The organism is Candidatus Rokuibacteriota bacterium (genome assembly GCA_016209385.1).
Taxonomy (GTDB): Bacteria; Methylomirabilota; Methylomirabilia; order Rokubacteriales; family CSP1-6; genus JACQWB01.
Genome location: JACQWB010000204.1, coordinates 1 through 19,976, shown reverse-complemented (window position 1 = coordinate 19,976; position 19,976 = coordinate 1). Strand labels below are relative to the sequence as shown.

The following is a 19,976-nucleotide window of genomic DNA, read 5'->3' as shown; positions in this document are numbered from 1 at the left end:
GTGTTTCCCTCGGCCGCGCCGGCGGCCCCAATCAGCCCTCGGAAGATCGGGCCCGCTGGCTCACGAGCCCCGGATCGCGGCTTTCCCGTGCTATTTCGGTCGTGCGGCCACATCATCCTGGGCGAAGATCCGAAACGGCTGACCTCGCGGTCCAGGAATTGCTGCCCCGCCGGAGGATATGCCATACTCGGGGCCTGCCGGAGTGGGGCGCGGGGACAGCGCGCGGTATGCGAAAGGAGGCAGGCCATGCCGACGTACATCGTGCTCGCGCACTTCACGGACCAAGGTATCCGCAACATTAAGGACTCCCCCAAGCGGGAGGACGCCTTCCGTAGCTTCTGCGAGAAAGTGGGTGCCCGGGTAAAGGACACCTATCGCACGATGGGGCGCTACGATGTCGTGGCCATCGTGGACGCAACGGACGACGTCACCATGAATGCGATCCTCTACTCCGTAGGCTCGCTCGGTAACGTTCGCACCGAGACCCTCCGGGCGTTCACGCGGCAGGAGACGGACCAAGCCCTCGCCAAGATGGCGTAACTCCGCATGCAGGAGGGATCAGGAGCTATCGCCGCGCGCCTCGCCAGCTCCGGCAGCCTCCCCTGATCGAGCCCGTGTTTCAAGCTGCCTGCCGCCCCGGCACCGCAAATGCGAATCGCTGTTCCGCCACCCGCGCCTGGGGAACCACCCGAATGACCGAAGGGATCGCCGGCACTACCCGTTTGATGGCACGCGCTAACGTATCGAGCGCTTGTTCCTGGAGGGGTGTCCAGGCGTACCCGTACCCTTCCCGCACTTTCGGCGGCAGTAACCCCGCAGTGACAAACTTCGCCACTGGGCCAATGACGCGGAGGCTCGCGGATCTAGGAGGCCAAAAGATCAGGCGCGCCAGCTCTCGGGCTGTGGCCCCCACGGCGATTTCGGCCGAGAGCATTCTCGAGAAGTATGTCCGAAACCCCTCAATGGTGGGCGGGATCATCGGTTCCGGAATCTCCAGGACGCGGGCCATTTCGCACGATTCGGCATAATAGCGGGCCTGGTCAGCGGCCGAGAGGCCCGCGACGAACCGGTGGTACACCAGCAGGCTGGTCTCGATCAGTGTCGCGTGGACCCAGAGACGAAGCGCTGGATCGGTCGCGTCATACGGGGTGCCCGCGGGAAACGGACCCACCGGCTCCCGCAAGGAACCCCGGACCCGCCGGTGGATGGCGTCCATCCTCCGCAGCGCCGCCACGGCCGTGTCCGCGTCGCCGAACACGACCGCGTAACTCGTGTCCAGCGTGCGGAGGAGACGGCCGAAAGGGTCGTCCGCGAATCCGCTATGCTCTGCCACGCCAGCCGCGACAAGCGGGTGGGCCAGCTGAAGGAGGAGCGCCCGGCCTGCGCCCAGCAACAGCGCGGTTTCCCGGTTGACCGTCCAGATCGTCGTTCCGGGTGCGAAGAGCCGGGCCCGGTCTGCCGCCATGGTTATTTCCCGAATCTCCGGTGTCGCTGTTGATAGCTTCGGATGGCCCGGAGAAAGTCAATCTTCCTGAACGCCGGCCAGTAGGCGTCGCAGAAGTAGAACTCGCTGTACGCGCTTTGCCAGAGCATGAAGCCTGAAAGCCTGACCTCCCCGCTCGTGCGGATAATGAGATCAGGGTCCGGGCAGTCATACGTGTAGAGGTACTTGTCCAACGCGTCCGGACTCAGGCCTTGCAAGACCTCGTGTGGCGTCGCCCCGCGCATGAGGCTGTCGCGAAGGTAGCCTGTAACGGCGTCTATGATTTCCTGCCGGCCCCCGTATCCGACGCCGACGTTCAGGAGCATTCGATCGTGGTGACGAGTCGCCGATTCCGCGAGGTGCAAGGCCTGCAGCAGGGAGGCCGGGAGGAGCTCCAGTTTGCCGATTGGGCGAATTCGAATCCCGAGCCGCTCCGTCAATCCCCCGTGAATCCATTCCGGCATCTTGCCCTCGATGACGTCGAGAACGGCCGCGACGTCGTCGGGTTCACGGCGCAGGTTTTCGGTCGAGAGCCACCAGAGGGTCACCGTCGGGATCTTCAGTTCGGCGCACCACGTCAGGACTTCCTCCGCCTTCGCTGCCCCGAGGCGGTACCCGCCGAGATTGGAGAGCCCGGCCTCGCGAGCGTAGCGCCGATGGCCGTCCTGGATCAGCCCGAGATGACGGGGGATGGGTCCCGGGGATACTTCAGCCAGAAGTCGCCGCTCATAGAGTTGGTAGAGAAGCCCCTTCAGCATATGTCGTGGCTCCCTAGGCACCTCGGAGGGGGGCTTCGCCCCCCTTCCGAAACCTCCCCCGGGATTGCGCGGGCTAAGCCCGCGCTCAGGACGCTTCGGCCAGGTGCGCGCTGAAGGTTCGGGGACGCGAGCTGACTTTTTCAGCACCCTGCTAGAAGGGACGCGGAACCGGCAACACCCCACCCTCCCGTGGGCGAATCTCGGACCTACCCCCCATATTACTCCTCGTACGTCACACGGACCCTCGATGTCGTGCCGAGGCTAAGGCGCCTGGCGTGCGCTCACGGACGCTGCTGCCAACCCGCCGAGCCCGGCGCTCGCAACCCTGAGAGCCACCGGCGTGAGCCGGAGCGGAGGCGTCAACGTGTCGAGCCAGCGACAGCCTGTCGCGGGCTGATGGAGCCCGGGTGGATCGGATGCCTGGCTCCGGTGGGCTATCTCTTTGCCACGCCTTCACATTCGCCGTCGAGAAAGCCCGTGCCCCGCCCTTGGTATCGACGCTGCATCCTCGAACGCGGCCGGGCTTGACGGAAAAATGGAGACTTCAGGAGGTGCGGGTTTGATTCGCGCTCCCGCGCCGTCTTGCTCGAGGCGGACCCGGGGGTCCGCCGGCGTCGCCCTGAGTGCGGCGGCGCCGAGAGCAGGAAGGCGGCTGGCTCGACCACTGCCCGGCATCAGGAGGTGGACCTCGCGCGTGGCGCTGGCCGGGCTGGGGCTCTTGGCCGTGGCGGCCGCCGTCGGCGCCGCATCGTCCGAGTTCGTTCGGGTGAAGGTGGGTTCTGCCAACATCCGAGCGGGACCGGGAACCACGTACCAGCGCCTCTGGTCTGTGGCCAAGAACTACCCGCTTCGGGTCGTCGCCCGGCGTGGCCGCTGGCTCAAGACCGTCGACTTTGACGGGTACGCGGGATGGATTTTTGCCCGGTTGACCGACGCCCGGCCCGCGGTCGTCGTGCGGGTGGAACGGGCCAACCTCCGCTCGGGGCCCGGGACGGACTACAAACTGCTCTCCACTGAGGTTGCGGGTGTGGCTTTTCGCGTATTGAGCCGGCACGGGCGGTGGCTCAAGGTGGAGCACGCCGACGGGAGCCGCGGCTGGATCTACCGATCTCTGGTCTGGGGGAACCGAAAGCCCGTCACGCCCCGGCGCCGATGAGAGTCGTCGCTCCGCGAACCCTCGATCTCGCGCTCCGGATCATGCTGTCCCTGGCGGGCGCGGCCTTCCTCCTTCTCTCGGGATGCACGGGCATGGGGCAGGTAGCGGGCTTGCCGGGGGAGTCGTCCCCGACGCTCTCCCTGCAGCCATCGCGATGGGTGCTGATCACGAATCCACGCTTCGGCGATATCCCGGGCATCCGCCGTGAGGCGATCCCCGTGTTCCATCAGTGACGGATGAGCTCATGGGAGAGCCGGACGCGGAGGTTGCCACCGCGACAGGAATCTGGAGCGGGCCGGAGTGCTTCACGGTCCGTTGATCCAAAAATGGTGGAGCACAAGACGCGGATGAGGCCATGCTGCGGGAAGGGGTAGCTCGCCCTGGCCGAGCAGGGCAGAGTGGACAAAGGTCCAGTGCTCTGGTATATCGTAAGTGCTTGATGCGGGGGGTTAGCTCAGTGGGAGAGCGCTGGAATCGCACTCCAGAGGTCGAGGGTTCAAATCCCTTACCCTCCACCAGTTCTGAAATCAGGCAGAGAGGAACCGAACGGTAAGCCGGTTGCGCCGGGGTTGCGAGTAGTAGCGGCTCCGGCATGCTCAGCCTGATCTCCCAGCAGAGCAGGTTACGATCCAGGCTTGCCACAGCCGCCTCATGGCGCTCCGGGAGATAATGCCCGGAGGTGGCGGCGGTTTCCTCAACGTTCGCGTGGCCCATCTGCGCCTGGACCCATGGTTCCTCAGCATCCCTACACGGCTGGATGGGATTGCCCTTCCCAGAAAAGGCCCGCTGAATATAAAGGCCCCCGCTCTGCGGAGACCGGGGCTTACGGCCAGGGCCGGAGCGTCGGCGATTTGATGCCTCATACCTCGTTGGGTATGGTCGTGGCGTTTCCGTCCGCGTCGAGGCGGAGGTCAAAATGAAGGTCACGCGGCCCATCCTCGCAGTCGTGGCCCTTACCCTCACCCTCGCCTGCGGTGTGCTCGGCGCGCCGCTCGCTGCCGATGGGCAGCCGGCGGCGAGCCTCCGGCGTGTCGGGCTTTTGGGGCCGGCCGAGGAACCCCGGTTCTCCGAGATTGCAGGGAGCCTGAAGCAGGGGCTCCGCGAGCAGGGATATGCCGAGGATGGCGTCGAGATTTTGGCCCGGCGAGTCCGGCGCGGCGACAAAACGGGAGCTCAGGCGGCGGTCGAGGGCTTGGTCCGACAGCGCACCGAGGTGCTCTTCGTCATCGGGTCGGTGCTCGCGAAGGAGGCGAGACAGGTTGCGCCCAAGCTTCCCATCGTGTTCCTTACACCCGGAGACCCTGTGGCCGCCGGCCTGGTCTCGAGCCTGGCCCGCCCGGGTGGAAACATGACCGCCATGACGTTCGAGTACCCGGAGCTGTCGGGCAAGCGACTCCAGCTGCTCAAGGAGCTGGCTCCGGGCGTGAGGCGGGTACTTGCTCTCTACGATCCACGGGATGCGTCCCCGCGGCAGGGTGCGGCGGCCGCGCGGGAAGCCGCCTCCGTGTTAGGCCTCACGCTGGTGGAGCGCGAAGTGCGCTCCCCCGCGGATGTCCAGCGAGGGCTAGAGGCCCTGGAGAAGGTCGATGCGCTGCTCGGCATTCCGGGGGGCCTCACCGCCGGCTACTACGAGGCGATGATCCGGACGGCTCACGCGAAGAAACGCCCGACGATCTTCCAGGCCCGAACGGGAAGCACTGCGGACGCCCTGGCGACGTACGGGGCGAGCGATGCTGACATCGCCCGTGAGGCGGCCCGTCTCGTCGCCAAGATCCTGCTGGGAGCCAACGCGGGCGATCTTCCTGTGGAGCGCCCCTCCAAGGTCAGGTTCGTGATCAACCTCAAGACTGCCAAGGGCCTCGGCCTCACGATCCCGCCGTCCGTCCTGATCCGGGCAGATGAAGTGATCGAGTGACTGAGCGCGTAGGCCTGAGGAGGTTGGACGAGCATACCTGGTGATCGGTCCTCCGGAGCGCATCAGGCTGGTTCCCCGGTTGCACCGGGGTTGCATCCCGTGCTACGGTTTGCCACATAGGCAAGGCAGCGCTCTGTAAATATGAGTGGTTACTGGCTATGCCGCCTACGAATCCCTTCCGGTCCAGCGACGTTTTCGCCTAGGGGCGGCGCCCGCGAGCTATCGTCCCGTCAACCGCGCGCCTGATGCTCACCCGGGATCGCTTTGCGGGGATCGGTCTCTTGCTCTTCGCGCTCGGCGTCATATGGGAGGCGCGCGTGCTCCCGCTCGGCAACTTCCACAACCCGGGCCCGGCCTACATGCCGGTCCTCTTCGCGATCGTCCTCGCGGCGCTCGCGAGCGTCGTGGCGCTCGGCGGAGGGGGCTCCCCGCGGCTGGCGGCGCTGGGGTGGGAGGAGAAGAAGCACGCGCTGGCGATCCTTGGCGGCTGCGCCTTTGCCGCGCTCGCCATCGAGCGCCTTGGCTTCCGGCTGACCGTCCTGATCCTGCTCGCCTTCATCCTCTGGCTGCTGGAGGGGAAGCGGGCTGCCGTCGTGGCCGCGATGGCCCTCGGCCTCTCCCTCGGGACCTTTTTCCTGTTTCACGATCTCCTCAAGGTGCCGCTCCCCCGCGGCCCGTTCGGGTTCTGATGCTCGAGACCCTGCAGAACCTCTACCTGGGCTTCTCCGTCGCGCTCTCGCCCGCGGTTCTCCTCTACGCGTTCGTCGGCTGCGTCATCGGGACTCTGGTCGGAATGCTTCCCGGGGTCGGGCCGCTCGCGGGGATCAGCCTGCTGCTGCCCGCCACGTTCGGGATGAACGCGACCACCGCCATCGTGATGCTGGCCGGGATCTACTACGGGGCCATGTACGGAGGCTCGACGACCTCGATCCTGATGCGGATCCCGGGCGAAGCCGCCTCGGTGATGACCTGTATCGATGGCTACGCGATGACGCGGAAGGGGCGGGCCGGTCCGGCCCTCGCCATCGCGGCGATCGGTTCCTATATCGCCGGAACCGCGAGCATCGTGGGGCTCATGCTCCTTGCGCCGCCGCTGGCCCGGTTCGCCCTCCGTTTCGGGCCGCCGGAGTATTTCGCGCTCCTCGTCCTGGGACTCCTGGTGCTCGCCTACATGAGCGGCGGGTCCATGCCGAAGTCACTGGCCATGGCGGCGCTCGGGCTCCTCCTCGGGATGATCGGCATCGATCCGATGACCGGGTTTTTCCGATTTCACTACGGGCTGGTCGAGTTAGGCGACGGGATCGGCGTCGTGCCCGTCGCGGTCGGGCTCTTCGGCCTGTCGGAGATCCTCCTCACCGCCGGCCAGCCGACCCCACCCGCGGTGATCAAGCCCCGGCTGCGGGAGCTCCTGCCGTCCCGTCAGGAGTGGCAGGACTCGGCCTGGCCCGTCGGGCGGGGGACCGTCCTCGGCTTCCTGATCGGGATCATCCCGGGATCCGCCCACATCATCTCCTCCTTCGTCTCCTACGCCCTGGAGCGCCGCCTGTCCCGCCATCCCGAACGCTTCGGCCACGGGGCGATCGAGGGGGTCGCGGGGCCCGAGTCGGCGAACAACTCGGCGACCTCGGGGGCGTTCGTGCCGATGCTGGCGCTGGGCGTCCCGTCGGGACCGATCCCGGCTGTGATGCTGGCGGCGATGATGGTTCACGGGATCTCCCCGGGCCCGCTTCTCATCAAGCAGCAGCCGGAGCTGTTCTGGGGCTTCATCGCCAGCATGTACGTGGGGAACGTCGTGCTCCTGATCCTGAACCTGCCGATGGTGGGGCTCTTCGTGAACCTGCTCCGGATCCCGTACCCGATCCTCTATCCCGCGATCCTCGTCTTCTGCGTCCTCGGCGTTTACGCGGTGAACGGGAGCGTCGTGGATGTCTGGATCATGACGGCCATGGGCGCGCTCGGCTACCTGCTGCGCAAGTTCGACTTCGAGACCGCGCCGATCGTCCTCGGCCTGGTGCTGGCCCCGATGCTCGAGATGAGCTTTCGCCAGTCGCTGGCCATGTCGTCCGGAAATTACGCGATCTTTGCCAACCGGCCGATCGCCTCCGCCATGCTGCTCGTCGGGCTCGGGCTCCTGCTCCTGAGCCTCCGGCCGCTCCTGGCCGGGGGAGTAGACTGGCGGCAGAGCTTCGGCCTTGAGAGAAAACCTGATCTGGCAGAGGAGGAGACCCCATGAGCATCCGCTTGCTGGCCGTGCTGCTGACGGCGGCCGTGCTGCTGCCCCCGGCGCTCCAGGCCCAGGAGCCGTTCCCGAGCCGTCCGATCACGCTGGTCGCGCCGTTCCCGCCCGGCGGCGTGGCGGACCTCACCGCGCGCCCGGTGGCCGCCGCCATGGAGAAAGTCCTCAAGAACCCCGTGGTCGTCGTGAACAAGACCGGCGCCGCGGGCGCGGTCGGGATGTCGTTCGTCGCGAACAGCAAGCCCGACGGCTATACGCTCCTCCTGTCTCTCTCCAGCATCTCGATCATCCCCGAAGCCGACAAGCTCTTCGACCGGAAGCCGGCCTACACGATGGACCAGCTCGTCCCGATCGCGCTGATCTCGGCGGATCCCACGATCCTGGTCGTCCATGCCGATCGCCCCTGGAAGAGCGTGAAGGAGTTCGTCGAGGACGCGAAGAGGCGCCCGGGCGAGATCTCCTTCTCGTCCTCCGGAGTGTACGGGACGCTTCACATGGCCACCGAGATGCTCACGCACGCCGCTGGCATCAAGCTCAAGCATGTCCCGTACGCCGGGGCCGGGCCGGCGCTCACCGCCATCCTCGGCGGCCACGTTGACGCCCTGGCGTCCGGGCCTGCGGTGGTCCTCCCTCACATCAAGGCCGGGAAGCTCCGCCCGCTGGCCGGGTGGGGAGCCAAGCGGGTCGCCGCGCTGGCGGATCTCCCGACGTTCAAGGAGCTGGGGTACGACATCGAGTTCTACATCTGGGCGGGGGTCTTTGCGCCCCGAGGCACAGCGGATCACACCATGAAGGTCCTACGCGAGGCGGCCAGGCAGGCCGTTCAGGATCCAGATTTCAAGGCGGCGATGGCCAAGCTCGAGACGCCGGTCGCGTACCTGGACGCGCCGGAGTTCCAGAAGTTCTGGGACAAGGATGCCCGGATGCTGGCCGACGCGATCAGGCGCGTGGGGAAAATCGAGGTAAAGCCGCGCTGAGGTGACGGCCACGGCATGACACCCGAGTGCCTCTTCTGCAAGATCGTGGCACGCCAGAGCGCCGCCGAGATCGAGTACGAGGACGACGAGGTCCTGGCTTTCAAGGACATCTATCCGAAGGCGCCCGTCCACCTGCTGATCATCCCCAAGCGCCACGTCGAGGCGATCTCGACCCTCGAGGAGCGCGACCTCCCGCTGGTCGGGCGCTGCTTCGCTGTCGCCAGACGCCTCGGCGAGGCGAAGGGCTTCGCCGAGCGCGGCTACCGGGTGAACTGTCACTGCGGGCCCGAGGGCGGGCAGGTCGTCTCCCACCTGCACTTCCACTTCCTCGCCGGGCGACGGAGCTAGGAGTGTGTCGGAGTAATGCCCTTCGAGCGCGCACCCGCTTCGCGGGTACCCGGCCCGCGCAACCGACTCGGGCCTCGCGCGGCGGGTGGCCTGCCTCACGGCATGGCCGAACCCGCCGCGCTCGAACAGCGGGGGGGAGGTCCGGAAGGGGGGGGTAGCCCCCCTCCGGGTTCCCTAGCGGTGCCGGCACACATCTTCGACTACGAGCTGTTTGGGGACCAGTTCTCCGCGCCTGAGCTGAGGCAGATCTTCGACGAGGCGTCGATGCTCCAGACCTGGCTGGACATCGAGGCCGCCCTGGCCGAGGCTGAGGCCGCGGTGGGCTTGATCCCGGCGTCGGCGGCCGCCGAGATCCGCTCAAAGGCGAAGCTCGAGCTCCTCGATCTGGGCGCGGTCAAGCGAGGCCTGGCTGAGACCGTCCACCCGCTGGTGCCGCTGATCCGGGAGCTGGCTCGCGTCGCCGGGCCCGCCGGGGAGTACGTCCACTGGGGCGCGACCACCCAGGACATCCTGGACACCGGGCTCGTGCTCCAGCTCAAGGCGGCGTACCGCGTGTTCCGCGGGGACCTGGTCGCGCTGATCGAGTGCCTCGCTGATCTGGCCCAGCGCCACCGCGACACGGTCATGGCCGGCCGAACCCACGGCCAGCACGCGCTCCCGATCACCTTCGGCTTCAAGGTGGCGGTGTGGGTGGCCGAGTGCCTGCGTCACCGGGAACGTCTCGACCAGAGCGCGCCGCGCGTCCTCGTGGGGCAGCTCGCGGGCGCGGTCGGAACCCTCGCCGGGTTCGGCGCCCGGGCCCGCGAGGTCCAGCAGTTCACGCTCGAGCGCCTGGGCCTCGGGGTTCCGCCCGTGGCATGGCACACCGCGCGGGACAGCGTGGCCGAGTTCGTGGGGCTGGCGGGGCTGATCGGCGCGACCCTCGGGAAAATGGCCAACGAGGTCATGGTGCTCCAGCGCACCGAGATGGCCGAGGTGGAGGAGCCGTTCACGCACGGGAAGGTGGGGAGCTCCACGATGCCCCACAAGCGGAACCCGGCGCACTCGGAGCGTGTCGTTGCCATCTCGAGGCTCCTGCGTCAGCCCGCCGCCGCCGCCCTCGACGCGATGGTCCAGCTCAACGAGCGCGACACGAGCGCCTCGAGGACCGATTGGTTTCTGGTCCCCGAGTCGGCCTGCCTCCTGGGGGCGGCGCTTCGCTGGTCCCTGCACATCTTCCGAGGGCTCACGGTGCGGCCCGACCGGATGGCGAAGAACCTGGATCTGCTCGGCGGAATGCTCTGCTCCGAGGCCGTCATGCTCCGGCTCGGGGAGACCCTCGGAAGGCAGACGGCGCACGACGTGGTGTACGAGGCCGCCATGGCGGCCTACGAGAAGGACCTGTCGTTTCGGGAGCTCCTGTTGGGCGACCCGCGGGTGGCCGGCCGCCTCGGTCCCGAACAGCTGGATCGCCTCCTCGAACCCGACCGGTACCTCGGCCAGGCGCGGGAGTTCGTCGACGAGGTGGTGGCTCGCGCGAAGCGGAGGATGTCCGGGAGCGATCCCGAGCGGGGTCCGGCATGAGGTGTACTCGCGGGCCGATCCTCTACTCCCCCATGCCGGGGGGAATTCAGCGAATTGGGCGCCGGACCTTTCTCCTCACCCTGGCCGCGCTGGGGCTCCCGCGTCCGCCGCTGGGCGCTCCGGCCGCCGCCCCCGCGGTGGTTCGGGAGCGCGCCGCCTCGGGGCTGACGGTACTGGTTCGCGAGAATCCGACGGCGCCGGTGGTGGCGGTCTCGCTCCAGGTGCGGATGGGCAGGCGCTGGGAGCGGCCCGAGACCGCAGGCATCTCGAACCTGCTTCAGCAGGTCCTCGTGAAAGGCACCACGCGTCGATCCGCCCTCGAGATCGCCGAGGCGGGCGAGGGCATCGGGGGTAGCCTGGGAGCCTCCGGTGACACCGATTTCTCCGAGATCCGCGGGACCGCCCTCGCGCGTCACTGGCGCGAGCTTTTGGAGCTGATCGCGGACGTGGCGCTGCGCCCGACCTTCCCTCCCGGGGAAATCGAGAGCGAACGCCGACCCATTCTGAGCCAGATCCAGAGCCGGCAGGACCAGCCGTTCCCCTTCGCCCTGGACACGCTGCTCCAGACCCTCTACGGTCCCCATCCCTACGGCCTGCCCGGTCTCGGGCTCAGAGACATCGTCGAGCGCCTGGACCAGGCCGCGCTCCTGGCGCATTACCGCCGGCACTACCGCGGCGACCGCATGGTGCTGGCGGTCAGCGGCCAGGTTCCGGCGCGGGCGGTGCTGGACGAGGTCTCCCGGATTTTCGGCGACCTGGCCGGCGGAACCGGCGAGGCCGACCCTCCGCAACCGATCCGACCGCCCGAGCCGTCGCGGCGGGTTGTCGAGCGCCCCGCCGCTCAGGCTCAGGTGCTGTTTGGCTACCTCGTGCCGGCGCTGACCCACACTGATTACCCGGCGGTCAAGGTGCTCAGCGCCCTCCTCGGGGGCGGGATGGCGGCGCGCCTCTTCGCCGAGCTCCGGGACCGCCAGGGTCTGGCCTACGTCGTCGGCGCCTTCTATCCGTCGCGCCGCGACGCGAGCCACTTCGTGATCCACATGGGGACGGCCCCCGCGAACCTCGCCCGCGCCGAGGAAGGGATCGCGCGCGAGGTGGAGCGCATCCGGACAGAGCCGGCCTCGCCAGAGGAAGTCCGCCGCGCCAAGGCCTACCTCCTCGGCGCCCTGGCTCTGGACCGCCGGACGAATGCGCGGGAGGCCTGGTACATGGCCTTCTTCGAGGTCGAAGGGGTCGGGCACGACTTCCTCGATCGCTATGTTGCGCGCGTCGAGGCCGTCACGTCGGATGACATCCGGCGGGTGGCGCAGACCTACTTGGCGAGCCCGACGATCGTCGCGCTTCGCCCTTCGCCGCGTTAGCAGTCGTGATCCCCCTGAAGGACGACAACCCCACGCGCACGCTTCCCGTCGTGACCGTGGCGCTCATCGCGGCCAATGTCCTGGCCTTCCTCTACCAGGTCTCGCTGGAGGTGGGCGCCGATCCGCGCGCGTTCCCGGCCGCCCAGGCGTTCGTCCTGGAGTTCGGGCTGGTACCCTGCCGGCTCACAGGCGCCTGCGTGGTCCCCGGCGATTCCCCGGCGCCGCTGGTCACGATCTTCACCTCCATGTTCCTGCACGGCGGGCTCTTTCACATCGCGGGCAACATGCTCTACCTCTGGATCTTCGGCAACAACATCGAGGACACCCTGGGGCACGGGCGCTTCATCGGCTTCTATCTCCTCTCCGGCGTGGCGGCGGCCGTGGCCCAGACCGCCGTCGGACCGACCTCGACCGTCCCCATGATCGGCGCCAGCGGAGCCGTCTCCGGCGTCCTCGGGGCCTACCTGGTCCTGTTCCCGCACGCCCGCGTCCTGACCCTGGTCACCTTCGGGTTTTTCATTCGGATCGTTCCGATCCCGGCGATGATCGTCCTGGGGTTCTGGATCGTTGTCCAGTTCATGAACGGCTTGATCACGTTCGGAAGCGGCGAGCGTGGCGGCGTGGCGTGGTTCGCGCACATCGGGGGGTTCGTGGCCGGGCTCGTGCTTTTGGCAGCGCTACTCCCGCGTCGCCGGCGTCGCTCCTGGTAGCCTTGGCCCTGCGGAGCGATCACGCCGGTCGCTCAGCGGCCACCCGCATGAGCGTCCGACGGTTGTCAGCGGACAGGGTCGGATCGAGTCCTGTATAATCGGTCTGATTGTCCCTCTGCGTAAAGGACTCCTCATGAAGGCCGTCATCATGGCAGGCGGGTTCGGAACCCGGCTCCGACCCCTCACCGCTCACATCCCCAAGCCGATGGTACCTGTGGGCAACGTCCCGATCCTGGAGCACACGGTGAAGTTGCTCCGCACCCACGGGCTCAACGACCTGCTCGTGCTCCTCTACTTCCTGCCCGAGGCGGTTACCAGCTACTTCGGCGACGGCGGTCGCTGGGGAGTGAAGATGACGTACGTGACGCCGCCCGCCGACCTAGGCACCGCGGGGGCCGTCAGGTTCGCCGCCGCCCAGTTGGGGGAGCCCGTGCTGGTGATCTCGGGTGACGTGCTCACCGACTTCGACCTGGGGCGGATCGTCCGCTTTCATGGGGAGGCCAGGGCCGAGGCCACCATGGTCCTCACCCGGGTCGAGCTCCCGCTCCAGTACGGCATCGTGATCACCGACGCCTCCGCCCGCGTGACGCGCTTCCTGGAGAAACCGTCCTGGGGCGAGGTCTTCAGCGACACCATCAATACCGGAATCTACGTGCTCGAGCCTTCGGTCATCGACGCGATTCCGGCCCACCGGCCCCACGACTTCGGCAAGGAGCTGTTCCCAGCCTTGCTCGGAGCGGGTCGCGCGCCGTATGGCTTCGTGGCCGCGGGGTACTGGCGTGATGTGGGAAACCTGGTGGAGTATCGGGTCGCGCACCTGGATCTTCTCCAGGGCAAGCTCAAGGTCGAGATCCCGGGGTCCCGAACAGGCTCCCCGACCGACCCGGTGTGGCTTGACGCGGATGCGCGCGTGGACCCGACGGCCCAGCTCGCGGCGGGTGTGGTCGTGGGGCGCGGCGCGAGCGTTGGGGCGCGCGCCCAGATCACGCGGTCGGTGCTCGGACCTGGAACGGTGATCGGCGAGGGCGTCGAGATCGACGGGAGCGTGCTCTGGGAAGGCGTGGAGGTCGGCCCCGGCGCGGTGCTGAAGGAAGCGACCGTCGGTCGCAGCGCCGTTATCCGGTCGCGCGCCTTCGTCGCCGAGGGTGTCGTGGTGGGAGACTTCTCCAAGATCGGCGAGCGGAGCGTGGTGAAGGCGAACGCGAAGGTCTGGCCGTACAAGGAAGTGGAGGACGGGGCCACGCTGGCGGTCAGCCTGGTGTGGGGCGAGCGGTGGTCGCGGTCGCTGTTTGGGCGCTACGGGATCACGGGCCTGGCCAACGTCGAGATCTCCCCCGAGTTCGCGTCCAAGCTCGGCGCCGCCTTCGGCGCGGCCCTCGGCAAGCGGCGGAGCGTGGTCACCAGCCGCGATCACCACAAGGCCTCCCGGATGATCAACCGCGCGCTCATGGCGGGACTGCTCTCCGTCGGAGTGGATGTCCAGGATCTGGGCGTGGCCCCGATCCCTGTGGTCCGCTATCAGATCCCGGCCCTCGGTCTGGCCGGTGGCACCCACGTGAGGCGGTCGCCGTACGACCCGGAGCTGATCGACATCAAGTTCTTCGACCACCGCGGGCTCGACTGCTCCCCCGAGCGCGAGAAGGCCATCGAGCGGCTCTTCTTCGGCGAAGACTTCTACCGGGCGCCCATGGACGACACCGGTGTGCTCTCGTTCCCGCACGCGGGGACCGAGCGCTACCAGGCGGGGATGCTGCGCACGGTGGACAAAGAGCCGATCCGCAAGGGCCGCTTCAAGATGGTCCTCGACTACGCCTTCGGGTCGGCCTCGGCCATCTTCCCGGCCATCCTCGGAGAGCTCGGCGTCGAGGTGATCTCGCTCAACGCGTACCTGGACGAATCGCGGATCACCAAGACGGCGGACGAGTTCCAGCGTTCCCTCGAGCAGCTCTCCAACATCGTCCGGACGCTGAGCGCCGACGTGGGCGTGCTCCTCGACACGGGTGGCGAGAAGGTCTTCCTCGTGGACGAGACGGGGCAGATCCTCTCGGGCGACCTCGCGCTGGCGCTGATCACGCTCCTGACCGTGCGCACCCACGAGCGCGGGACCATCGTCGTCCCGGTTACCGCCTCGCAGGTGATCGAGAAGCTCGCGGCCGAACACGGCTTCACCGTCCTCCGGTCGCCGTCGAGCCCCAAGGCTCTCACCGAGGCGGCGTTCCACGACGGAGTTCGGCTCGTGGGCGAGGAGCAAGGCGGCTTCATCTTCCCGGCCTTCCAGCCGGCCTTCGATGGCCTGGGATCCGTCGTCAGGCTGTTGGAGATGATGGCCCGGGTGGGGGTCCGGCTCAACGAGCTCGCGCGCGAGATCCCGGAGAGCCATCTGGTGCGGGGTGAGGTCCCGTGCCCCAACGAGTCGAAGGGGACGGTAATGCGGCGGCTCCTCGAGGAGGGCAAGGGACAGACGCTCGAGCTCGTGGAGGGCGTGCGGCTCCGGCTCGACGAGGCGTGGGTGGCGGCGATTCCCGACCCGGACCGCGGCTGTTTTCAGGTGATCGGGGAGTCGGCGGACCGGAACCGGGCGCGCGCGCTCGTGGAGGCCATGCGCGAGCGGATCGCCCTGTGGTGCCGGGAGGGCACGTGACGCTCAAGGCGCGCCTCGACCGCCTCCTGGTGGAACGTGGTCTGGTGAGGAGCCGCGAGGAGGCCGCACGGTTGATCCTGGCCGGGCTCGTGCGGGTCGCGGGGGAACGGGTGGACAAGGCCGGCCTCAGCGTGAGGGTGGAAGCCCCGATCGAGGTGCAGGTCGTGGCCGCCTTCGTGAGCCGGGGCGGGGAGAAGCTGCGGCACGCCCTCGACACCTTTGGGGTCTCGGTGGAGGGGCGCGTCTGCATGGACGTAGGGGCATCGACCGGGGGGTTCACCCACTGCCTGATCGAGCGCGGGGCGCGGCAGGTGTACGCGGTGGACGTCGGGACGGGGCAGCTGGACGAGCGCCTCCGCCGCGACCCGCGTGTCGTGGCCATGGAGAGGGTGAACGCACGCTACCTGATCCCTGGTGCATTTTCACCGCAACCGGACCTCGCGACCGTGGACGTCTCCTTCATTTCCCTCGAGAAGGTGCTTCCCGCCGTGTTCGCGTGCCTCGTGCCGCCTGGCGAGGTGATCGCGCTGGTGAAGCCGCAGTTCGAGGTCGGGCGTGGCCAGGTGCGCAAGGGCGGGGTCGTGCGGGACCCGCCCCAGCACCGGGCCGTGCTCGTCCGGCTGGCCCGCTTCGCGCTGCTCCGCCGCTGGCGCGTGCTCGGCGTAACTCCATCCCCGCTCAGAGGGCCCAAAGGGAATCGCGAATTCTTCTTCCACATGTCGCTCGGCGGGCGCACGCAACCCGAGCTGGAGGCGCTCATCACTCGAGTCGTTGCTGATGGAGGCACGCCGTGAAGCGGGTCGGGATCGTCGCCAAGCCGGACCGGCTCGAGGCTCGGGAGGTGGTCCCAGAGCTGGCCCGCTGGCTCCAGGCTCACGGCAAGCAGGCGCTGCTCGAAAAGGAGACCGCGGCGCTGGTGCCGACGGCGACGTCGGCTGTCGCCAAGTCGGACCTCCCCGGCCAGGTCGACGTGCTCGTGGTCCTGGGCGGCGACGGCACCCTTCTCTCGGTCGCGCGGCTCGTGGGCGACCTCGGGGTCCCGATCCTCGGCGTGAACCTTGGGGGCCTCGGCTTCCTCACCGCCACGACCCTGGACGAGCTGTACCCGGCCCTGGAGGCGCTCTTCGCCGGGCGGATGCGTACCGAGGAGCGCATCATGCTTGCCGCGCGCGTCCTCCGCCAGGGCGCCTGGTCGCCCGAATACGTCGCCCTCAACGACGTCGTGATCACCAAGTCAGCCATGAGCCGAATCATCGACCTCGCCGTGGCGGTCGAGGGGCAGGCGGCCACCGACTACCGGGCGGACGGGCTGATCATCTCGACGCCGACGGGGTCCACGGCCTACGGCCTCTCGGCGGGTGGCCCGATTGTCTATCCCAGCATGGACGCCGTGGCCCTGACCCCGATCTGCTCGCACACGCTGACCAACCGCCCGATCGTGCTCCCCGCGAACCTCCGGATCGAGGTCACGCTGCTGACCGAGAACCAGGAGGTGATGCTCACGCTGGACGGGCAGGTCGGGTACGCCCTCGCGGCGCGGGACACGGTCGAGATCCGCCGCGCCGCGTCTCGGATCCGGCTGGTCCGCTTCCCCGAGAAGCATTTTTTTTCGGTTCTCCGCACCAAGCTCAAGTGGGGCGAGCGCTAGTTGCTCCGTGAGCTGAGGATCAAGAACCTCGCCGTGATCGAGGCGGTCACGGTGCCGTTCGCCCCGGGCCTCAATATCCTCACCGGCGAGACCGGGGCGGGCAAGTCCATCCTCCTCGATGCCCTGCTCCTCCTTTTCGGCGCCCGGGCGCATCCCGACCTGATCCGTTCGGATGCAGACGGTGCAACCGTGGAAGCCGTCTTCGATGCGGCGCCCGACGGTTCGGTCCCCGCGCTCCTCGAGGAAGCCGGGCTCGGGGCCGAGGACGGGCTTCTCATCGTGCGGCGGGAACTGGCCCGCTCGAGCCGGAGCCGCGCGTTCGTCAACGACTCGCCTGTCACCCTCGGATTGCTGGAACGGCTGGGCGACCACCTCGTGGAAATCCACGGCCAGCACGCTCACCAGCGCCTCATGGAGCCGGCCCGTCAACTCGAGCTCCTCGACCGGTTCGCGGAGGCCGACGAGCTCCGGGGCCGGGTCGACGCCCTGGTCCGCGAGTGGCAGGAGGCCCGAGCCGCGCTGGCGCAGCTCCGCGTCTCGGAGCGCGACCGAGCGCAGCAGGAAGACCTCTTCCGCTTCCAGCTCTCCGAGATCGAGGCCGCCCGGATCAAGCCCGGCGAGGAGGAGGCGCTCAAGAGCGAACGCCGCCGCCTCCAGCACGCCGAGCGACTCGCCGAAGGGCTGAACCGCGTGATGGCGCATCTCTACGACGATCCCCAGTCGGCGACGACCGGGCTGGCCCGCGCCGCGCAGCTCCTGGGCGAGCTGGCGCGGATCGATCCCGAGCTGGCCGCGCCGCTCCCGATGCTCGAGACCTCCCAGCTCCACCTCGACGAGGCGCTGGCGCAGCTCCGGCCGCTGCGCGACCGCGTGGTCTTCGACCCCGAGCGCCTGGAGGAGATCGACGCGCGGCTCGACGTGCTGGCCAAGCTCAAGCGCAAGTATGGCGACAGCGGAGAGGCGATCCTCGCCTACCGGGACCGGATTCGCGCCGACCTTGAGCGCCTCGAGCACCACGAGGAAGTCCTGGCCACGGGCGAGGCCGGGCTCGCGAAGCTGGCCGAGGTAGCGGGGCAGGAGGCCCTCGGACTTTCCGAGCTGCGCCGGGACGCCGCGGCGCGCCTCGAGCGGTTGATCCAGCGCGAGCTGCGCGCCGTCGGGATGGAGAAGGCGCGCTTCGCGATCGTGCTCCGCCGCGAAGCGGCGGCGCCCGACCAGCTCACCGCCGGGCCCGAGGGCTGGCGCGTGGCCGCGCGCGGTGTCGACCACGCGGAGTTTCAGCTCTCGCCCAACCCGGGGGAAGAGCTGAAGCCCCTGGCCCGCGTGGCGTCGGGGGGCGAGCTGTCGCGCACCATGCTGGGCCTCACCGTCATCCTGGCCGAGGCCGACCGGATCCCGGTCATGATCTTCGACGAGGTGGACGCGGGGATCGGGGGTCGGGTGGCCGACCAAGTCGGGCAGAAGCTGGCGCTGGTGGCCCGCCACCGCCAGGTGCTCTGCGTGACGCACCTCTCCCAGATCGCCGCCTACGCGAGCCACCACCTCAGGGTCGAGAAGCTGGTGCGCGGGGGCAGGACGCGGACGCGGGTGGAGGTTCTCGACGAGGCCGCGCGTGTGGAGGAGCTGGCACGGATGCTCGGGGGTGAGCAGGTGACGACGACGGCACGCCGGCACGCGCGGGAGCTGTTCGCGGCGGCGCGGAGCGCCGTCTCCCGCTGAGGCATTTCCCGCTTGACAGGGCCTTAGCCCGTTCCTATACTACCTGGCGATTTTTTCACCGTTTGACGAAGAGGAGGAAAGCGACGCATGGGGAAGGTGGGGAAGGTCAAGTGGTTCAGCGACGCGAAAGGCTATGGGTTCATCGAGCAGGAGGAGGGTGAGGACGTCTTCGTTCATTACTCCGCCATCCAGGGTGAGGGCTTCAAGACCCTCTCCGAAGGGCAACGGGTCGAGTTCGAGTTCACGCAGGGCCCGAAGGGCCTTCAGGCGACCAAAGTCGTGAAGATGTGACCGGACGCGAGTCTGACACCCCCCGGCCGCGCGCGCGGCCGGGGGTTTTGTTTTCTTCGCCTTGGAGTGGTGTAGAATGAGGGCTTGAGATGCTGGCCCGGGTCCTCCGGTCACTCTTCGGCACCAAACACGAGCGGGACATTCGGCGGATGCGTCCGCTCGTCGACGCCATCAACGCCCTGGAGCCGTCGCTGCACCCGCTTTCCGATGCGGCGCTCCGCGCCAACACCGGGGAGTTCAGGAAGCGGGTTGCCGACGGCGAGGGACTGGACGACCTGCTCGCCGAGGCCTTCGCCGTGTGCCGGGAGGTGGCGCGGCGCAGCGTCGGCATGCGTCACTTCGACGTCCAGCTCCTGGGGGGGATGGTCCTCCACGCGGGGAAGATCGCCGAGATGGCGACCGGCGAGGGAAAGACCCTCGTGGCCACGCTCGCGGCGTACCTGAACGCGCTCACGGGCCGCGGGGTCCACATCGTCACGGTCAACGACTACCTGGCGCGCCGTGACTGCCAGTGGATGGGGCCCATCTACCACGCCCTCGGGCTTTCGGTCGCGGCGATCCAACACGAGGCATCCTTCCTCTACGACCCGACGTACCCTTCCAAGGACGTTCGGCTCGCCAACCTGCACCCCTGTTCGCGCCGAGAGGCGTACCTGGCGGACATCACGTACGGGACCAACAACGAGTTCGGCTTCGACTACCTCCGGGACAACATGCGCTTCTCGCTGGAGGAGCTGGTCCAGCGGGAGCTGCACTACGCGATCGTGGACGAGGTGGACTCGATCCTCATTGACGAGGCACGGACCCCGCTGATCATCTCCGGGCCTGCGGAAGAGTCCACGGACAAGTACTTCAAGATCGACCGGACCATCCCGAAGCTCAAGCGGGCGGCGACGATCGTCGAGGGCAAGCTGTCGGAGATCGAGGCGGTGAAGGTCGGGGACTACATCGTGGACGAGAAGTCCAAGGCCGTCACGCTCACCGAGCAGGGGATCGCCCATTGCGAGCAGCTCCTCGGGGTCGACAACCTGTACGACCCGATCCACATGGAGACCCTCCACCACATCCACCAGGCCCTCCGAGCGCACACGCTGTTCAAGAAGGACGTCGATTACGTGACCAAGGACGGCCAGGTGGTGATCGTGGACGAGTTCACGGGTCGGCTGATGC

The 19,976-nt window shown here is 68.3% G+C and carries 19 protein-coding genes and 1 tRNA gene; 18 read left to right on the top strand and 2 right to left on the bottom strand.

Annotated features, from left to right (window positions below; all coding sequences use genetic code 11):
* Positions 1-246: 246 nt before the first annotated feature.
* Positions 247-540, top strand: a complete 294-nt coding sequence (locus tag HY726_14860; GenBank protein ID MBI4610277.1) for a GYD domain-containing protein — start codon at positions 247-249, stop codon at positions 538-540.
* Positions 541-619: 79 nt separating this feature from the next.
* On the opposite strand, the gene HY726_14855 is transcribed toward HY726_14860, so the two are convergent.
* Entirely contained in the window at positions 620-1,465 is an 846-nt protein-coding gene (locus HY726_14855; protein ID MBI4610276.1) for a DUF2236 domain-containing protein, read from the bottom strand.
* A 2-nt stretch (positions 1,466-1,467) separates the two neighbouring features.
* Positions 1,468-2,241 carry a di-trans,poly-cis-decaprenylcistransferase gene (gene uppS / locus HY726_14850; GenBank protein ID MBI4610275.1) on the bottom strand — a complete coding sequence of 258 codons (774 nt, stop codon included), beginning with the start codon at positions 2,239-2,241 and terminating at the stop codon, positions 1,468-1,470.
* Positions 2,242-2,935: 694 nt separating this feature from the next.
* Between uppS and HY726_14845 the strand changes: the two genes are divergently transcribed.
* The 17 genes from HY726_14845 to HY726_14765 form a co-directional block, all read left to right on the top strand.
* Positions 2,936-3,397 (top strand): SH3 domain-containing protein, encoded by a 462-nt coding sequence (locus HY726_14845; GenBank protein MBI4610274.1) that lies wholly within the window; start codon positions 2,936-2,938, stop codon positions 3,395-3,397.
* Positions 3,394-3,630 (top strand): hypothetical protein, encoded by a 237-nt coding sequence (locus HY726_14840; protein MBI4610273.1) that lies wholly within the window; start codon positions 3,394-3,396, stop codon positions 3,628-3,630. The genes HY726_14845 and HY726_14840 overlap by 4 nt, the downstream gene beginning before the upstream one ends.
* A 210-nt stretch (positions 3,631-3,840) precedes the next feature.
* Positions 3,841-3,915: transfer RNA gene (locus HY726_14835), tRNA-Ala, on the top strand.
* Positions 3,916-4,313: 398 nt separating this feature from the next.
* Positions 4,314-5,312 carry an ABC transporter substrate-binding protein gene (locus HY726_14830; GenBank protein ID MBI4610272.1) on the top strand — a complete coding sequence of 333 codons (999 nt, stop codon included), beginning with the start codon at positions 4,314-4,316 and terminating at the stop codon, positions 5,310-5,312.
* 245 nt (positions 5,313-5,557) lie between these two features.
* Positions 5,558-6,001: a tripartite tricarboxylate transporter TctB family protein gene (locus tag HY726_14825; protein MBI4610271.1), complete on the top strand. Its 444-nt coding sequence runs from the start codon at positions 5,558-5,560 to the stop codon at positions 5,999-6,001.
* Entirely contained in the window at positions 6,001-7,545 is a 1,545-nt protein-coding gene (locus HY726_14820; protein MBI4610270.1) for a tripartite tricarboxylate transporter permease, read from the top strand. Before HY726_14825 ends, HY726_14820 begins: the two co-directional genes overlap by 1 nt.
* Positions 7,542-8,525, top strand: a complete 984-nt coding sequence (locus HY726_14815; GenBank protein ID MBI4610269.1) for a tripartite tricarboxylate transporter substrate binding protein — start codon at positions 7,542-7,544, stop codon at positions 8,523-8,525. The genes HY726_14820 and HY726_14815 overlap by 4 nt, the downstream gene beginning before the upstream one ends.
* A gap of 15 nt (positions 8,526-8,540) precedes the next feature.
* On the top strand, positions 8,541-8,873 hold the full coding sequence (locus HY726_14810; protein MBI4610268.1) for a histidine triad nucleotide-binding protein: 333 nt from the start codon (positions 8,541-8,543) through the stop codon (positions 8,871-8,873).
* A gap of 180 nt (positions 8,874-9,053) precedes the next feature.
* The gene (gene purB, locus HY726_14805) at positions 9,054-10,436 is read left to right on the top strand and encodes an adenylosuccinate lyase (GenBank protein MBI4610267.1); all 1,383 of its coding nucleotides are present in this window, start codon (positions 9,054-9,056) and stop codon (positions 10,434-10,436) included.
* Entirely contained in the window at positions 10,433-11,797 is a 1,365-nt protein-coding gene (locus HY726_14800; protein ID MBI4610266.1) for an insulinase family protein, read from the top strand. Before purB ends, HY726_14800 begins: the two co-directional genes overlap by 4 nt.
* Before the next feature lie 5 nt (positions 11,798-11,802).
* Positions 11,803-12,507, top strand: coding sequence for a rhomboid family intramembrane serine protease (locus HY726_14795; protein MBI4610265.1), 705 nt, complete (start codon positions 11,803-11,805; stop codon positions 12,505-12,507).
* A gap of 133 nt (positions 12,508-12,640) precedes the next feature.
* A complete protein-coding gene (locus HY726_14790) occupies positions 12,641-15,148 on the top strand; it encodes a mannose-1-phosphate guanyltransferase (GenBank protein MBI4610264.1) in 2,508 nt (835 codons plus the stop codon).
* A complete protein-coding gene (locus HY726_14785) occupies positions 15,145-15,942 on the top strand; it encodes a TlyA family RNA methyltransferase (GenBank protein ID MBI4610263.1) in 798 nt (265 codons plus the stop codon). The genes HY726_14790 and HY726_14785 overlap by 4 nt, the downstream gene beginning before the upstream one ends.
* Entirely contained in the window at positions 15,939-16,796 is an 858-nt protein-coding gene (locus HY726_14780; GenBank protein ID MBI4610262.1) for an NAD(+)/NADH kinase, read from the top strand. The genes HY726_14785 and HY726_14780 overlap by 4 nt, the downstream gene beginning before the upstream one ends.
* Positions 16,797-18,515: a DNA repair protein RecN gene (gene recN, locus HY726_14775; protein MBI4610261.1), complete on the top strand. Its 1,719-nt coding sequence runs from the start codon at positions 16,797-16,799 to the stop codon at positions 18,513-18,515.
* A gap of 87 nt (positions 18,516-18,602) precedes the next feature.
* The gene (locus HY726_14770) at positions 18,603-18,806 is read left to right on the top strand and encodes a cold-shock protein (GenBank protein ID MBI4610260.1); all 204 of its coding nucleotides are present in this window, start codon (positions 18,603-18,605) and stop codon (positions 18,804-18,806) included.
* 89 nt (positions 18,807-18,895) lie between these two features.
* Positions 18,896-19,976, top strand: a 1,081-nt coding sequence (locus tag HY726_14765; protein ID MBI4610259.1) for a preprotein translocase subunit SecA, incomplete at its 3' end; no start/stop codon positions are given.

What these genes read in the sequence shown, in the direction of transcription:
- HY726_14770 (MBI4610260.1), top strand. Translation starts at nt 18,603, where the DNA reads ATGGGGAAGGTGGGGAAGGTCAAGTGGTTCAGCGACGCGAAAGGCTAT.
- HY726_14825 (MBI4610271.1), top strand. Translation starts at nt 5,558, where the DNA reads ATGCTCACCCGGGATCGCTTTGCGGGGATCGGTCTCTTGCTCTTCGCG.
- HY726_14810 (MBI4610268.1), top strand. Translation starts at nt 8,541, where the DNA reads ATGACACCCGAGTGCCTCTTCTGCAAGATCGTGGCACGCCAGAGCGCC.
- HY726_14820 (MBI4610270.1), top strand. Translation starts at nt 6,001, where the DNA reads ATGCTCGAGACCCTGCAGAACCTCTACCTGGGCTTCTCCGTCGCGCTC.
- HY726_14855 (MBI4610276.1), bottom strand. Translation starts at nt 1,465, where the DNA reads ATGGCGGCAGACCGGGCCCGGCTCTTCGCACCCGGAACGACGATCTGG.
- HY726_14830 (MBI4610272.1), top strand. Translation starts at nt 4,314, where the DNA reads ATGAAGGTCACGCGGCCCATCCTCGCAGTCGTGGCCCTTACCCTCACC.
- HY726_14800 (MBI4610266.1), top strand. Translation starts at nt 10,433, where the DNA reads ATGAGGTGTACTCGCGGGCCGATCCTCTACTCCCCCATGCCGGGGGGA.
- HY726_14790 (MBI4610264.1), top strand. Translation starts at nt 12,641, where the DNA reads ATGAAGGCCGTCATCATGGCAGGCGGGTTCGGAACCCGGCTCCGACCC.
- HY726_14860 (MBI4610277.1), top strand. Translation starts at nt 247, where the DNA reads ATGCCGACGTACATCGTGCTCGCGCACTTCACGGACCAAGGTATCCGC.
- HY726_14840 (MBI4610273.1), top strand. Translation starts at nt 3,394, where the DNA reads ATGAGAGTCGTCGCTCCGCGAACCCTCGATCTCGCGCTCCGGATCATG.
- HY726_14815 (MBI4610269.1), top strand. Translation starts at nt 7,542, where the DNA reads ATGAGCATCCGCTTGCTGGCCGTGCTGCTGACGGCGGCCGTGCTGCTG.
- uppS (MBI4610275.1), bottom strand. Translation starts at nt 2,241, where the DNA reads ATGCTGAAGGGGCTTCTCTACCAACTCTATGAGCGGCGACTTCTGGCT.